This is a genomic window from Paraburkholderia sp. BCC1884, assembly GCF_900996225.1.
Lineage (GTDB): Bacteria > Pseudomonadota > Gammaproteobacteria > Burkholderiales > Burkholderiaceae > Paraburkholderia.
Genome location: NZ_CAAJGL010000068.1, coordinates 122,498 through 137,790, shown reverse-complemented (window position 1 = coordinate 137,790; position 15,293 = coordinate 122,498). Strand labels below are relative to the sequence as shown.

At 60.4% G+C, this 15,293-nt stretch carries 16 protein-coding genes; 12 read left to right on the top strand and 4 right to left on the bottom strand.

Going from position 1 to position 15,293, the window contains the following annotated elements; translation table 11 throughout:
* Positions 1 to 38: 38 nt before the first annotated feature.
* From FQ705_RS07500 to FQ705_RS07490, 3 genes are all read right to left on the bottom strand, one after another.
* Entirely contained in the window at positions 39 to 1,106 is a 1,068-nt protein-coding gene (locus FQ705_RS07500) for a tyrosine-type recombinase/integrase (RefSeq protein ID WP_144139034.1), read from the bottom strand.
* 58 nt (positions 1,107 to 1,164) lie between these two features.
* Complete coding sequence (locus tag FQ705_RS07495) at positions 1,165 to 1,563, bottom strand: DUF2471 family protein (protein WP_144139031.1); 399 nt, start codon at positions 1,561 to 1,563, stop codon at positions 1,165 to 1,167.
* Between the two features lie 105 nt (positions 1,564 to 1,668).
* A complete protein-coding gene (locus FQ705_RS07490; protein ID WP_144139028.1) occupies positions 1,669 to 2,295 on the bottom strand; it encodes a helix-turn-helix domain-containing protein in 627 nt (208 codons plus the stop codon).
* Between the two features lie 166 nt (positions 2,296 to 2,461).
* On the opposite strand from FQ705_RS07490, the gene FQ705_RS07485 reads away from it, so the two are divergent.
* Both FQ705_RS07485 and tdh read left to right on the top strand, forming a co-directional pair.
* Positions 2,462 to 3,661: a glycine C-acetyltransferase gene (locus tag FQ705_RS07485; protein ID WP_144139025.1), complete on the top strand. Its 1,200-nt coding sequence runs from the start codon at positions 2,462 to 2,464 to the stop codon at positions 3,659 to 3,661.
* A 12-nt stretch (positions 3,662 to 3,673) separates the two neighbouring features.
* Positions 3,674 to 4,705 carry an L-threonine 3-dehydrogenase gene (gene tdh, locus FQ705_RS07480; protein ID WP_144139022.1) on the top strand — a complete coding sequence of 344 codons (1,032 nt, stop codon included), beginning with the start codon at positions 3,674 to 3,676 and terminating at the stop codon, positions 4,703 to 4,705.
* An 81-nt stretch (positions 4,706 to 4,786) separates the two neighbouring features.
* Here tdh and FQ705_RS07475 read toward each other — a convergent pair whose 3' ends face one another.
* Positions 4,787 to 5,437 (bottom strand): YceI family protein, encoded by a 651-nt coding sequence (locus FQ705_RS07475; protein ID WP_144139019.1) that lies wholly within the window; start codon positions 5,435 to 5,437, stop codon positions 4,787 to 4,789.
* A 104-nt stretch (positions 5,438 to 5,541) separates the two neighbouring features.
* Between FQ705_RS07475 and FQ705_RS07470 the strand changes: the two genes are divergently transcribed.
* The 10 genes from FQ705_RS07470 (at position 5,542) to FQ705_RS07425 (ending at position 14,798) form a co-directional block, all read left to right on the top strand.
* Positions 5,542 to 6,225: a TetR/AcrR family transcriptional regulator gene (locus tag FQ705_RS07470; RefSeq protein WP_144139016.1), complete on the top strand. Its 684-nt coding sequence runs from the start codon at positions 5,542 to 5,544 to the stop codon at positions 6,223 to 6,225.
* A gap of 9 nt (positions 6,226 to 6,234) precedes the next feature.
* Entirely contained in the window at positions 6,235 to 6,714 is a 480-nt protein-coding gene (locus tag FQ705_RS07465) for a DUF1348 family protein (protein ID WP_144139013.1), read from the top strand.
* Between the two features lie 214 nt (positions 6,715 to 6,928).
* Positions 6,929 to 7,447, top strand: a complete 519-nt coding sequence (locus FQ705_RS07460; protein ID WP_144139010.1) for a hypothetical protein — start codon at positions 6,929 to 6,931, stop codon at positions 7,445 to 7,447.
* A gap of 863 nt (positions 7,448 to 8,310) precedes the next feature.
* A complete protein-coding gene (locus tag FQ705_RS07455; RefSeq protein WP_144139007.1) occupies positions 8,311 to 8,523 on the top strand; it encodes a hypothetical protein in 213 nt (70 codons plus the stop codon).
* Between the two features lie 264 nt (positions 8,524 to 8,787).
* A complete protein-coding gene (locus tag FQ705_RS07450) occupies positions 8,788 to 9,483 on the top strand; it encodes a DNA alkylation repair protein (RefSeq protein WP_144139004.1) in 696 nt (231 codons plus the stop codon).
* Positions 9,484 to 9,694: 211 nt separating this feature from the next.
* Entirely contained in the window at positions 9,695 to 12,085 is a 2,391-nt protein-coding gene (locus FQ705_RS07445) for a HAMP domain-containing protein (RefSeq protein WP_144139001.1), read from the top strand.
* Between the two features lie 44 nt (positions 12,086 to 12,129).
* Complete coding sequence (locus FQ705_RS07440; RefSeq protein WP_144138996.1) at positions 12,130 to 12,867, top strand: methyl-accepting chemotaxis protein; 738 nt, start codon at positions 12,130 to 12,132, stop codon at positions 12,865 to 12,867.
* Positions 12,864 to 13,403: a hypothetical protein gene (locus FQ705_RS07435; protein WP_144138993.1), complete on the top strand. Its 540-nt coding sequence runs from the start codon at positions 12,864 to 12,866 to the stop codon at positions 13,401 to 13,403. Before FQ705_RS07440 ends, FQ705_RS07435 begins: the two co-directional genes overlap by 4 nt.
* Before the next feature lie 37 nt (positions 13,404 to 13,440).
* Positions 13,441 to 14,412, top strand: a complete 972-nt coding sequence (locus tag FQ705_RS07430; RefSeq protein ID WP_144138991.1) for a chemotaxis protein CheX — start codon at positions 13,441 to 13,443, stop codon at positions 14,410 to 14,412.
* A 20-nt stretch (positions 14,413 to 14,432) separates the two neighbouring features.
* Complete coding sequence (locus FQ705_RS07425) at positions 14,433 to 14,798, top strand: response regulator (RefSeq protein ID WP_144138988.1); 366 nt, start codon at positions 14,433 to 14,435, stop codon at positions 14,796 to 14,798.
* Positions 14,799 to 15,293: the final 495 nt, after the last annotated feature.

Below are 15,293 nucleotides of genomic sequence, written 5' to 3'. Positions count from 1 at the left end.
CGGGACCTGTACGGTGAGTATTTACAGGTCATCGGCACTCACTGTTTCCTCGTCCAACGCCCGTCGCGCCTAGGGTTTGGCAATGGAGGCGCGGCCGGATCCGGGTGTTGCAAAGTTGCAGGATCCTGCTGATCCATCCACGCCTGCCACGCCCGATACAGCCGATTCGCCGATACCGCCTGCACAAATCCCAACCATTGCCCGACCAACTCCGCCTCGACTCCGCTTTCAAAGAGGTCTGCCGCGAACGTGTTGCGCAATGTTTGCGGACTGGCTCGCGAAATACGCGACGCGGCGATCCCGGCCGTGTCGACCAAGGCATCCACTGAGCGCAGCATGGTGGCTTTATGCATGGGGCGCCCGGAGGGCGACCCCGGAAAGACCAGATTGCCGGGCAGGTCGGCGAGGCGCCGCTCGGTGAGCCACGCATCGAGAATTGCGGAAGCAAAAGGCGCGAGTCGCGTCCGCCTGGTCAACATCGGATTCGCCGACTCGATCGTCACCCACGGCGATCCGGCATTCACGCAACTAACCGTAAGCGCAATGGCTTCCCCCGTCTTCAAACCGCCACCGAGAAACACTGCGATTAACGCTCGATCGCGCCGTTCTCGCCAACGCTGCGCCTCTGACAAACCCGGCAACGGAGCAAACAGATGTGCAATCAGCGCAGTGCGTTCCGCGTGACTAAGAAAACCAGTCGGCTCATTTTCGCGCGCGTTCCGCCAGGCTGCTTCGCCATCCTGAGCAATGAAGCGAGCCGGATTGGTGCCGGCGGACTCGATCTCGCGGACATGGTCCAGCACGCGCTCGATCAATCGCAAATATCTGAGGCGCTGCGGTTTTTTAACCTCGAGACTGGCTACGAATTCGGCGATGGTGAGCGTGTCGACCGTCACCAGACTCTTCTGGCGAATCCCAAGCCAGTCGAGAAAAAGTCCCCACTGCGCTTGATATACCGTAGCGGAAGAGCGTCTGAAATGCTGCTTGGCCAGCCACGCGTCGAAGGCAATTTGCGGGTCGCGACGCCAATCTTCACGTTGCTGATCGAAGAGATCCGAAGAGGGTGCTGGGCGCGGACTGGGGTCGGTCAGATGAGGTGGCGACATGGGCTATCTTTCCGTTAGTTGCGCCTATTGTAGGTGGCAACCGGAGAAAATACAGCCTTCAGCCGCCCCAAGCCCGCGTGCGCTTCGATGGCGCAACGATTGATGCAGGCTGCGCCGCTCGCCTCGCGGCTTCTTCATAAGCGCTGACGGCGAACGCGAAAACGGCGGGAAGCGCGGTGGAACTGCCGAAGTCCACCGTCTCGTCCGTTTCCGGATAAGGCAGATCGGACGGCCGCTGGAACAGGCCCAGCATGATCGCGTCGTGCCGGCTGGCGAATCCGAGATCCGCGAGCGCCTCGGCCTCGATGGCCTGCAGCAGACGCCACGTAAGCGGCACCTCTTGCACGATATAGCGCGCGGCAATACTGCGAACGATGCGTTCAAGATCGCGCGCGGCGGTCTGATAGCGCAGCGCGGCCAAAGCGTGGTCGGGTCGGGCGGTCGTCAGGTCGTTCATTATCGGCTCCAGTCGATACCCTGTACTGTACAAATATACAGTGTCAGGCGCAACCTCGAAGCGTGCGCGAATTCCGCCAACCCATAGTGACGGTGCGCGCGTGCGTCAGCCGTGAATCACCACCAGCAGCGCCTTCGCCTCACCCTTGCCGACATTGCGGATCGCGTGTGGTTCGTCGGCGACGTAGCGCGCCGTGTCCGCGACCTTCAGCCGTTTGGTCGTGCCGGCGGCTTCGATCTCTATCGATCCATGCAGCACGGTCAAATGCTCGCGGGTGCCGGGTTCGTGCGCATTCGACACCAGCGCCCCGCCCGGTTGCAAGGTCAGCTCATACCACTCGAACTTGCCGGCCAGTTCGATCGGCCCCCACACGCGCAATTGATACTTGGCGTCATGCCCACTCAACGTGGGAATCTCGTGCGGACCGGAAACGGCGATCGCCTCCGGCGTCTTTTGCGGCGCGAACAACGAATCCAGACTGACGCCGAGCGCGTTGGTCAATCGCCAGGCCACGGCGATCGTCGGATTGGCCTTGTCGCGTTCGATCTCCGAAAGCATCGATTTCGACACACCGGCCGCGCGCGACAGATCATCCAATGTCATGCGACGTTCGGCGCGCAGACGCTGAATCTGCTCGCCCACACGCGGCGGCGCCGCAATCGCCGGAACCGAATTCACACCTGAAGTGGGCGCCGCTTTCGCAGCGGCACGGCGGATTCCCGTACTTGCCATTTACCGATCCATCGTTTAGAGTTGTTCGATATACCGGATTTTAGTTCGGAAAAACGAAAATATCCGATAAAGCTGACAGCCGACTATAACAGCCCGCCCCTGCGTCGCACATGCCGAACACGCTGAGGCTGACATGGGCACACTCACCCTTTCAGGAGTCTGGTTCATGCGTGACCTTTACCTTGCCCATCTGCGCGGCACTCTAGAGCAGATTCGCACCGACGGTTTCTACAAGAACGAGCGCGTGATCGCGAGCCCGCAATCGGCGGACATTCGCCTGGCAAACGGTACGGGCGTGCTGAATTTCTGTGCGAACAACTACCTTGGTCTCGCCGACGACGCGCGTCTCATCGATGCAGCGAAAGACGGTTTGGACCGCGACGGCTTCGGCATGGCGTCGGTGCGATTCATCTGCGGCACGCAAACCGTGCACAAAGAACTCGAGCAGGCGCTTGCCGCATTCCTGCAAACGGACGACTGCATTCTTTATTCGAGCTGCTTCGACGCCAATGGCGGCCTGTTCGAAACGCTGCTCGACGAGAACGATGCGATCATCAGCGACGAGTTGAACCACGCAAGCATTATCGACGGCGTGCGTCTGTCGAAGGCGAAGCGCTTTCGCTACAAGAACAACGACCTCGCCGATCTCGAAGCGCGCCTGAAAGAAGCCGAAGCTGCTGGCGCGCGCTTCAAACTGATCGCGACGGACGGCGTTTTCTCGATGGACGGCATCATCGCCGACCTCGCCGGCATTTGCGATCTGGCCGACCGGTACGGCGCACTGGTGATGGTCGACGATTCGCACGCAGTGGGCTTCGTCGGCGAACACGGACGCGGCACGCCCGAACATTGCGGCGTGCTGGCGCGCGTCGACATCATCACGGGTACGCTTGGCAAGGCGCTGGGCGGCGCATCGGGCGGATACGTCGCCGCGCGCAAAGAGGTCGTCGAGTTGTTGCGGCAACGCTCGCGTCCCTATCTGTTTTCGAACACGCTGACGCCGAGTATTGCCGCGGCCTCGCTCAAAGTACTCGAATTGCTGGCCAGCGACGAAGGCGCGCAACTGCGTGCACGCGTTCGCGAAAACGGCGCGTACTTCCGCAGCAAGATGAGCGCGCTTGGCTTCACACTTGTGCCCGGCGAGCATCCGATCATCCCCGTCATGCTCGGCGACGCGCAGCTCGCTTCGAAAATGGCCGATGCACTGTTGAAGGAAGGCGTCTACGTGATCGGCTTCTCGTTCCCGGTCGTGCCCAAAGGGCGCGCGCGCATCCGTACGCAGATGAGCGCCGCGCATACGCCCGAACAGATCGATCGCGCCGTGGACGCATTCGCGCGTGTCGGCCGTGAGCTCGGTGTCATCTAATACGGGGCGAACATGAAAGCACTGGCAAAACTCGAACGCGGCCCGGGCCTCACGCTCACGGACGTCAAAAAACCCGAAGTCGGCCATAACGACGTGATGATCCGCATCACGCGCACCGCGATTTGCGGGACCGACATTCATATCTGGAAGTGGGACGACTGGGCCCAGAAAACGATTCCTGTGCCGATGCACGTCGGTCACGAATACGTCGGCGAAATCGTCGAGATGGGCCAGGAAGTGCGCGGCTTTGCGATCGGCGATCGCGTCTCGGGCGAAGGACATATCACGTGCGGCTTCTGTCGCAACTGTCGTGCGGGTCGTCGACATTTGTGTCGCAATACGGTGGGCGTGGGGGTGAATCGCGAAGGCGCATTCGCTGAATTCCTCGTGATTCCGGCCTTTAACGCGTTCAAGATTCCGCCCGAGATTTCCGATGATCTCGCCGCTATCTTCGATCCGTTCGGCAACGCCACGCACACGGCGCTGTCGTTCAATCTGGTCGGCGAAGACGTGCTGATTACCGGCGCGGGGCCGATCGGCATCATGGCGGTGGCGATCGCCAAACACGTCGGCGCACGCAACGTGGTGATCACCGACGTCAACGACTATCGTCTCGAACTCGCGCGCAAGATGGGCGCGACGCGCGCCGTCAACGTCGCGCGCGAATCGCTGCGCGACGTGATGACGGACCTGCACATGGCCGAAGGCTTCGACGTCGGGCTGGAAATGTCGGGTGTGCCGAGCGCATTCACCAGCATGCTCGAAGCAATGAACCATGGCGGGAAGATCGCGCTGCTCGGCATTCCGCCCGCACAAACCGCAATCGACTGGACGCAGGTGATTTTCAAAGGGCTCGAAATCAAAGGCATTTATGGCCGCGAGATGTTCGAGACCTGGTACAAGATGGTCGCGATGCTGCAAAGCGGGCTGGATCTGTCGCCGATCCTCACGCACCATTTCAAGGTCGATGACTATCAGGAAGCCTTTGCCACGATGCTCTCAGGCGAAAGCGGCAAGGTGATTCTCGACTGGACGGCTGCGTGAACGGGTTTCTCCGACGTTTCGTGTAGCGCGACCTAAGCGCACGCATTCAACGCATCACCCTCAAAAACGCCCGCATCGCGCTCACGCGCCTGCGGGCGTTTTTGCAAACTCGGCCTGAATGCGCACATGAATATCGTCGCCCACGGCGGGATACCAGGTCGCCAGACCGAACTTCGCGCGGCTGAAGTGGCCATCTGCCGAAAAACCGAGCGTGTCTTTTTTCGTGAGCGGATCGGGTGCGAATCCGTTGAAGGTGACGTCGAGTGTGACTGGTTGCGTCACGCCGTGAATGGTCAGATCGCCCGTCAATGTGCCGCGCGATTCGCCAGTGCGATCAAAACGCGTGCTGACGAAGCGAATCTCGGGATACGTTGCGACGTCGAGCATGTTGTCGCTCTTCACCATCTTGTCGAGCAGCGGCACATTGGTATCGATGCTCGCGGCGTCGATCGTGACCGACGCTGTGCTCTGATCCAGACCGCCCTCTTTCCAGTCGAGCTGCCCGCGCTTGCGATCGAAGCGCATCGTAAAGCGCGAATACTTGAAGTGGTCGATGTCGAAGGTAATGCTGCAGTGGTCGGGATCCATTTCGTAGTGGCCGACCGGTACGCGCGTCTCGTTCTGGCTGACGGAGTGCGTGAGCACCTGAATCGGCGTGCAGGCCACCGCCGTCAGCAGCGTTGCGCTGAGCAAGCTGCGCAGCATGATGGTGCGTGTCAACGAGCGGATCATGGAGGACCTTCCAGCGAATCGATCCATTGACGATAACAGGTAGCGTGCTTAGGTCGCAAAAACAAAAACTTGACGAAGGAGAATGATCGTTCTACCCTTCGTTCATGGTCACCGAAACTCAAGCTGAAACGTCTTCGCCCGGTAGTGCGCGCGAGCGCCTGCTGGCCGCGGCTGAAGCGCTGGTCTACGCCGGCGGCATTCACGCAACCGGTGTGGACGCCATCGTCAAACAGTCCGGCACAGCGCGCAAAAGTTTCTACACGCACTTCGAGTCGAAGGATGCACTCGTAGCTGCCGCGCTCGAAAGGCGCGACGAACGCTGGATGAACTGGTTCATTACCGGCACACACAAGCGGGGCGACACTGCGCGAGCGCGCTTGCTCGGCATGTTCGACGTGTTACGCGAATGGTTTGTCTCGGCGGATTTTCACGGCTGTGCGTTTTTGAACGCGGCTGGCGAAATTGCTTCCCCAGAGGATCCGATCCGGGTGGTCGCGCGTGAGCACAAGGAGCGCCTGCTCGCTTTCGTGCAAAGCCAATGCGATGACTACGCCGCCGAGTCCGGCATGGATGCGCGCCGCGCCGCAGGCCTCGCGCGTCAGTGGCTGATTTTGCTCGATGGAGCGATCGGCGTGGCACTCGTGAGCGGTAACGCCGACGCCGCGCTCGACGCGCAAGCCGCCGCACAATCGGTGCTCGACGCGGCATGCGTCGGCGAGGCCCACCACGCTTTAAACAAGTCTTCCCGCAAACGACCGCCACCCCGGCGGACCGTGCAATCTGACTGAGGAAACAACATGGCCGATCCGATCGAAACCCGCCCGCCGCTGCCGCCGTTCACACGCGAAACTGCGATCCAGAAAGTGCGTGGCGCTGAAGACGGCTGGAATAGTCGCGACCCCGAACGCGTCTCGCTCGTGTATACCGTCGACAGCGTGTGGCGCAATCGCGCCGAATTCACGCATGGTCGCGCGGAGATCGTCGGCTTGCTACGCCGCAAATGGACGAAGGAGCTCGACTATCGCCTGATCAAGGAGCTCTGGGCGTTCACGGATAATCGCATCGCCGTGCGCTTTGCCTATGAGTGGCATGACGATTCGAATAACTGGTTCCGCTCGTATGGCAACGAGAATTGGGAATTCGATGAGCATGGGCTGATGGCGCACCGTCACGCGAGCATCAACGATTTGCCGATTCGTGAAACGGACCGTCTGTTTCACTGGACGCTTGGGCGCCGTCCTGACGACCATCCAGGATTGTCCGACCTCGGTCTCTGAACCTTCTTCCGAAAAGCAAGTTCGAGTCTTCACCGCTTTGCCATCGGTTCTCCGATATCGTTATGTCTTTGCTCACGGGGCACGTCGCGTGCCCGCGGGTCCGAGCGTGTCCTCAACATCGCCTGCGCGGGTTGAGGTACAGTGCGCGACGGGCGGCAAGCACGACTATCCAGAACACAGATGACGCCGGCGCTCGACCGGTGGCGGAGAAGACATGCATTTTCGGCAGATCAAAAAGAACCTTCGACGAACGGCGGTGGCACTCGTAGCGAGTCTCGCCGCAGTGTCCGCCGCGCATGCAAGCGATTGGTGCGAAGGTGGCGTCTGGGTCGACGCAATGCTTGGCTCGTATCATATCGACCCCGATCCGGGCACTCACTTCGATCAGTTCAATCCAGGTCTTGGCGTCGAGTGCTGGCTAAACAACCAGTGGGCGCTCACCGCCGGGGGCTTCCGCAACTCGCTGCGCCGGCCTTCCTATTATGGCGGCGGTGTGTGGGCGCCCGAATTTGCGCACTGGGGCATCGTGCGACTCGCGGCAATCGGCGGCATCATCTCGGGCTATAACTACGGCAACTGGGGTCTCGGCCGCGATCATACGATCGGACCGGTGGTCGCGCCTATCGTGATGGTCGAATACAAACGCGTGGGCGCGAACTTCATCGTGATCCCGCCGATTCCTTCCGACAACCTTCCGTTCACGATCGGGTTTCAGGTGAAGGTGAAGTTTTGATGGCATGGGCGTTCGGTTCCAACGCGGTGAGCGATCCCAGAATGGTGAGGAATTCCAGGAGATGAACGCCTAGACGTCGAAAGGTGAGTCGATCCAGGAGATGTCCGTGGAACCCATAGAGGTGAGGGTTCCACGCATGACGGCGTCACCCACACATCGGTGAGTGCGTCGAATTCAATGTGGTCACCGCGAATCCTGGTGAAAATTTCTGTCCCGATGCAGTCACCGAAAACAGACGGTGAGGAATTCCAGGAGATCACGCAAAGTGCCCAACGGTAAGCGTTTTCGAGCGCCACACGATCACCGCGATTAAAGGTGAGGCGTTCCAGGAGACCGCGCATTCAGCCGTCAAGGTGAGGATTTCCAGGGAATCGCGCCAACGTTTCCTATAGGTGAGACATTCCAGGATACAGCAACGGCCCGAGTGAAGGTGAGACGTTCCAGGAGATTGACTCGCCAAAGGTGAGCGATTCTAGGAGGTGAGTCAACTTCACCACCGCTCCGCACTTTCGATATGGTGAGGATTTCCAGGGAGTTGCCTCTGTCGCAAGCAACGGTGACGCGACTGGCGCCCGAATATCTCACCGACACGCCACATCTCCTTACAGCCTCTTCCATATACAAACAAAGCGTGAATGCAGCGGCCCACCCGCGTAACGCCGCGTCGACCGCGTAACCCGCGAGCACGGCTGCGCAAGACCTCATGCCTGGCACGCGAGCGTCGCTAATCGCCACAGGCTTGTAACGACCTCGTAAAACATGATCCTTCACGGGTTGATAAGTTGCGGCTAACACCCGCAGCGCCATCGCTCCATACAAAAGCGAGAACGCAGCGTGTCCGTAGACTGATCGAAGGAGAAAGCATGAAGAAGCTCTTGGCAATTGCCGCGCTGGTTGCTCTGGTCGCCACACTGAGCGGTTGCTGGTGGGGGCCGCCGCCGGGGTGGGGGCGTGGTGGTCCGGGTGGTGGTGGCCCCGGCGGAGGTGGTCCTGGCGGTGGCCCAGGTGGCGGCCCAGGTGGCGGCGATGGCCCTCGTGGTTCGATCGTGCTTCCTCGCAACGTCGCGCAGGCTTAAACGAAACGCTGCCGCGCGCGTGATCCACGCGACGAATGAGAAGGCCGCTGAAAGCCAAAGGTGAGACTATTCGGGAGCTCACGCGGTGAGAATATCGCTACCTGTGTGCGCACTTCAAAAGTAAAGGTGAGGGAATTCGGGATCGCGACCGATCGTCCCTCATCGATCGATTTTTCGCCTCGCTCGATAGTGTTTCCTTCCATCGGAGTTCTGCATGGCTGTCCGTCTGAACGTAGCAATCCGCCGCATCAACGGCGTCTCGCCGTGACACCGGCCGCTTTCTCCAAAGAGATCGAGGCAGCGCTCGCGCCGCACGCGGATGCCGGGCGCGCACCCGCCATGCGTGCCTACATGCGCGATCAGTTCGAGTTCATTGGTGTGGCCACGCCACTGCGACGGCAGGTGGTGCTACCGGTTTTCAAGCGCCTTCAGGTGGAGAATGCCGAACATCTGCTGGCGTGCGCTCACGTGCTGTGGAAGATGCCCGCACGCGAATACCAATATGTCGCCACCGATCTGCTCGCACGCAAATGGAAGACGTTCAATGCCGCGGACATCGTGCATCTATTGGAGATCGCACAGCGCGCATCGTGGTGGGATTGCGTCGACCCGCTCGCGGGCGTGGTCGGCGATGTATTGAGAGCCGCGCGTGTCCATACACCTCGAGTGCAAGCCGCGATGGATGAAGCGCTCAAGCACGAATCGATGTGGGTGCGACGCGTCGCGATGATTCATCAACTGGGCTGGCGCGATCACACGGACGAAACGCGTTTGTTCGGCTACGCGCGTTCATTGGCCGGCGAAAGCGATTTCTTTATCCGCAAAGCCATCGGTTGGGCCTTACGCGATTACGCGTGGCACGCGCCTCAACCGGTGAGCCGCTTTCTCTCCGATACGAGAGACATCATGTCGCCGCTCACCTTGCGTGAAGCGTCGAAGCATCTTCCGCCTCTTCGCTGAAGCGTTCAAAAAAATGCCCATGATTAACGGCATCCCATCCAAAAACTTTAGCACTATATTTCACCTCCCCGAAGCGCAAAAAGTCTTTGTAGTCATCGCTTAGTAACATGCGTTCGCAATACTCCGCAGTGCTGCAAGTCGAACCATATTTCGCATAAAGCGCGCTGCTCCAACGAGGGCTGACGCGAAGGCCAGCTCTCGGGGGTTTTACATGACTATCCGTCATCGCATTACGCTATTGGTTGTTTTGATGTTCGTCGCGCTATCGGCGATTGGCGGCTACGCCGTGTATCAAACGCGCGGCAGCGCGGCCGAAGTGCGCAAGGTCACCGAGGGCGTTGTTCCCAGCGCGCTGGCTTCCGCCGACCTCGTGTCGCAAGTCAAGGACGTGCAGCTTTCCACGATGACGCTGGTCTACGCGCCCGACGCCAACATGGTGAGCCAGGCGCAGGACGAACTGAAGAAGAAAAAAACCACCCTGCAACAGGCGCTCGCGCTGCAGGCCAAAGACGCTGCGAGCCAGGCTCAGAAGGGCCTGGTGTCCCAGGCGAACGACAGCCTCGAGAACTACTTTTCCGCCATCGACGAGACGGCGAAAATGAAGGCCGACGGCAAGAACGAACTTGCGCAGGCTTATCTCTTTGCGAATGTCGCGCAGTATCGCGACGAACTCGAAGGCATCGTAGACACGTTGCGCGTCGAGAAGAACCGCCAGAAAGACGACGCGATCACTGCGCTGAACACGACGCTCTCCACCACGACCACGGCGATTGCTATCGTCACGGGTATCGCGATCATTCTGCTGACGTCGATCGGTTCGCTGCTATATCGCCAGATCACGCGTCCGCTCAGTCGCATGCAAGCCATGATGAGCGAGATCGCGTCGAGCCAGGATTTCACGCGGCGCGTGCCGGTGGGTCGGCTGGATGAAATCGGTCACTCAATCGTCGCCTTCAACGGCATGATCGGGAAGATTCAGGAAAGCTCCGCGCAACTCAAGCAGAAAACCGCCGATATTCAGGCGATGTTGCAGAACATGCAGCAAGGCATCTTGACCGTGATCGACGGTGCCGTGGTCCATTCGGAGTACTCGGCCTATCTGGAAGATATCTTCGAAACGAAGGACATTGCCGGGCGCGGTTTGATGGATCTCGTCTTCTCGGACACCGACCTCGGCTCGGACGTGCTCTCGCAAATCGATGCAGCCACGCACGCGTGTCTCGGTGAAGACTGCATCAACTTCGCGTTCAATCAGCACTTGCTGGTGAGCGAGATTTCAAAGCGCATGCCGGACGGCCGCGCGAAGATTCTCGATCTGAGCTGGTCGGCGATCACCGACGAAAACGACGTCATCGTGCGCCTGATGTTGTGCGTGCGCGACGTGACCGAGTTGCGCAAGCTCGCGGCCGAAGCCAGCGAACAGCGTCGTCGTCTCGACATGATCGGCGAGATTCTCGCGGTCAGCGAAGAGAAATTCCATCACTTCATCGAAAGCTCGGCTGGCTTCGTCAGCGAGAACGAGCGGATCATTCGCAAGCATTCGGAAGCGGATCATGCGGCGATCGCCGAGTTGTTCCGCAACATGCACACTATCAAGGGCAACGCGCGGACTTACAACCTGCAGCATCTGACGAACGTCGTGCATGAAACCGAGCAGAGCTACCACGAACTGCGCCAGCCGGACGCGGATCGCCCGTGGGATCAAGACGACCTGATGCGCGAACTGACGCGCGTGCGCGAAGCGATCGAGAGCTATGCGAAGATCAATGAACAAAGCCTCGGCCGCAAGAACAAAGGCCAGGCCAATCAGGCCGGCGACGCAGGCCGCTACGTGCTGGTCGGGAAAGACGACATTCAACGCACGCTGAGCATGCTGGATCAGACCAACGCCGGTGAGATCCACGAACTGCAGTCGATGCGCGACACGCTGCGTCGCCGCTTGCGGATTCTGGGCAGCGAAAGCGTGGGCGACGCTTTGTCCGGTGTGCTGGACTCGTTGCCGTCGCTGGCGAACGAGTTAAGCAAGCCCGCGCCCACCGTGCGTATCGACGACAACGGCTACCGTTTGCGCGGCGAGGTCGGCGGCATGTTGAACAACGTGTTCATGCATCTGCTGCGTAACTCGATGGACCACGGCATCGAATCCGCGGAAACGCGCAGCGTGCACGGCAAGACACCGGCCGGCACGATCGATATCGAAGTCGGCGTGGACGCCAGCGCCTTGCAGATCACGTTGAGCGACGACGGTCGCGGCCTCGCGCTCGAACGCATTCGCGGTATCGCGATGGAGCGCGGCTGGATCGGCGCTGGCGACACGCTGAGCGACGAAGCGATCGCCGAGTTCATCTTCCGTCCGGGTTTTTCGACGGCCGAAACCGTCACCGGCTTGTCGGGCCGTGGCGTCGGCATGGATGCCGTGCGCGACTTCCTCAAGCGTGAGAAAGGCCGCATCGAACTGCGCTTTACGGACGATCACGAGGGCGCCCCCTTCCGTCAGTTCCAGACCATCGTGAGCCTGCCGGATAGCGTGGCCGTCGACACGCTCGGCATGCAGGCACGCGGGGAAGCCGGCGAGCTTCAACTCGACGCAGTGGCGGATTAAGCGCCAATCGACCGGCTTCGCGCCGGACTTCGCAAGGAATGGTTGTGATTCAACAGTACGTATTGGCAGCGGCGGCAGCCGGCAGCGTGGTGACCGCACTGCTGACCTTTGCCGCGCACACGCTGCACAGCAGGAAACTGACGGCGCGATTGCATGCCGAAGCGCAAATCCGGGTCGACACGCTCAAAGCCGCACGGATCGATCATGGCGATGCGCTTCAGCAACGCGAGAAAGCGGCGCTGGAACTGGAGGCGCTGATCGAGCAGTTGCGCGAGGAACTCGCGCAGCAAACGACCAGCGCTGACGATGCGCGCGCGGCGCTCAAAGCCGTCACCGAGGACAAAGACCGCTGGGCGCACCAGGCGCGTCACATCGCCGGCGAGGCCACACGGCTCAAAAGTCTCGGCGCGACCTTCGAGCGCTGGCACGAGCAGATGATTTCGCTGATGACGCAAAACCACGACATGCACGCAAAGAATCAGGAGCTGTCGTCGATTGTCCGGCACGTGGTGATCGTGTCGTTGAATGCGTCGATCGAAGCGGCGCGTGCGGGCCCGGCCGGTCGCGGCTTCGCGGTGGTGGCGAGCGAAGTGCGCGCGCTCGCCGCGCGCTCCGAGGAGTTGTCGAAGAGCTATCGCGACAGTCTGCATCGCAACGACCTCACGACCACCTCCACGTTCCAGGATATCCAGGCAGGCGGCAAGATGATCGCGGCCTCGCTCGCGAGCGTGGAATCGCTGGCGAATCAGTTTCATTCGACGCTGCACGAGGTGCCGGCGTGATTACGGCACACGCCAAAGACAGCTTCGAACGGATTTTCCGTAAAGCGGCGCAAGCGCGCCTGCCGCTGGATTCGGCCGACCTGTGCGAAATCGAACCGCTCGCTGATGCGAGTGCCCGTTCGACCCGCGACACCCAGGTGGTCGTGCTGACCATTTCGTCGATCCTGTTCCGCTTGCTGCTGATCCTTCATTTCGACGAAGACGACAGCACGCGCGGTTACTACCTGAAAGACGCCGACGAGCGGCCCTTCGAAGAAGCCTTTCTGGAAATCTGCAATCTGTGCTGCGGGGCGATGAATCAGGAACTGCTGCTCAACTTCCCCGACCTCGGCATGTCGACGCCCTATGTGCTGGAGGCGCGCTGCCTGGCGCATCTGCATGAATTGAAGCCAGGTCTGTTGTCGTCGTATTCCGTGACGCTCAACGGTAGCGTGCGGCTTGGCGCGACCCTCTGCGTTTGCGCGCACGCACCGATCGACTTCGTCGCGGACACGAGTGTGATCGAAGAAAGCAGCGGCGAGCTGGAATTGTTTTGATCGAGAGAGGGAGAGCCGCTGTGAGCAGGAGCGTGCGATGAACATGAATAAACCGGTCAGCAAGGTACTGGTGCTGGACGATTGCCCGGAGCACAAGGAAGCGCTCAAGCGTTTCTGCGATGAGAACAATCTGGTCGGCGTGAAGGTCGGCAAGAATCGCTTGCAGTCGGTGCTGCGCTCGAATATCGATCTGGGTGCGGTGCTGTTTGGCGAAACTTATGGAGGTTCCGCCGAGGCCGGCGCCGAGATCGCGATCCGGATCAACGCGGTGCGCCCCGAGTTGCCGATCATCATGCGGCGCGACAGCGAGCCGAGCGTGGACAGCTTGCCGGAGAGTTTGCGTCGCGTGGTCTGCGCCGCGTACGTCGCGCACGACATGGCGCCGCTGCGGGAGGTGATCGACGAATACATTTTTAGTCTGGACTATCCGAATGCGCTCGTGCGCGGCATCGCCGACATGACGCAGGCGATACTCGGCGACGTCTTCAAGGATCTGACCATCACGTGCGACACGCCGTACATCGTGCGCGACCGCATCATCTTCGGTGAGGTGTTCAGTCTGATTCCGCTGGAAAGCGCATGGTGCCGCGGCTACATGATGATGCAGGCCGAAGAGACGCCGATTCTCGACCTGCTCGATCGATACCGGATGGTCGACAGCGCGCGCGAGGGCGAGGCGGACTTCCGCGATCTGAACGACGTGCTGGGTGAGGTGACGAATCTGGTCTGGGGTTCGTTCAAGAACCGCTATGTCGGCGATGCGGATGCCTGGGCGCGCAGTCAGGTGCAAGTGCCGTTGCTGGTGAATCACAAGCACAAGTACATCTCGTTCGGCACCGGCAATCCGCAATTGTGCTTCACGTACTGGCTGAAAGAGCCGCAGTCGGGCCACTCGGTCAAGTTGCATCAGCGGTTCGTGTTCAGCCTGAGCTGGTCGCCGGAGGACTTCAAGGAAGTCGCGGACGATGTCGGCGCGATGGTCGAAGCCGGCGAACTGGATCTGTTCTAAGTCTTATCAAAGGAAACAACATGGCGAAAATTCTGGTGGTGGATGATTCGAGCACGGTGCGCGACGAAGTGGCCGGCTTTCTGAAGAAGAACGGTCTGGACGTCGACACGGCCGTGGACGGCAAGGACGGCCTCGCGAAACTTCAGGCGAGCCCGGGCATCAAGCTGGTGATCAGCGACGTCAACATGCCGAACATGGACGGCCTGACGATGGTCGAAAAGATTCGCGGCGAACTCGCGAACAAGACCGTCAACGTCATCATGCTCACGACGGAAAGCAGCCCGGCCATGAAGGAGCGCGGCAAGGCAGCGGGCGTCAAAGGCTGGATCGTCAAGCCGTTCAAGGGCGAGGCCGTGCTGGAAACGTTCCGCAAGCTGGCCAGCTGAACGCTTGCGGCACGACCGCAACGCCGAAAGGTGAGAGTTTTCGGGAGCCGCGCCGCGCAGTGCCTTTCATACTGCGTGAGCGGGTGCGGCGTCCCGCCTTGATAGACCGGCCCCTTCTCGCGACTCAAAGGTGAGAGTTTGCGGGAGTAGCCCATTCTGCACTACCCATTCCCCGCCCAGCATGCCTTTGCGGCCTGCCCCCACTGGCTTGAGGTGAGGGTTTTCGGGACCGGTTCACGATCCGCCTGGCGTCAAACTCCCATCGCTACGGGCGAAAGGTGAGGTTTTTCGGGAGCGGGTTGCATATTGCGCTGTGACGGAACGCCCGCTCCCCTATCACTTTCCGTGTTGAAAGAGTTTGGAAGAAATTGGCAACCTTGGGGGCTGTTCCGCGTTTTGAGAACGCACGCAAACAGAGAAGATGACGACGCAGACGACAAGGTCGGCGGCTTTGCCCTATCCGCAAGGCAGACACGCCCGTCGCTGAAAAAAACG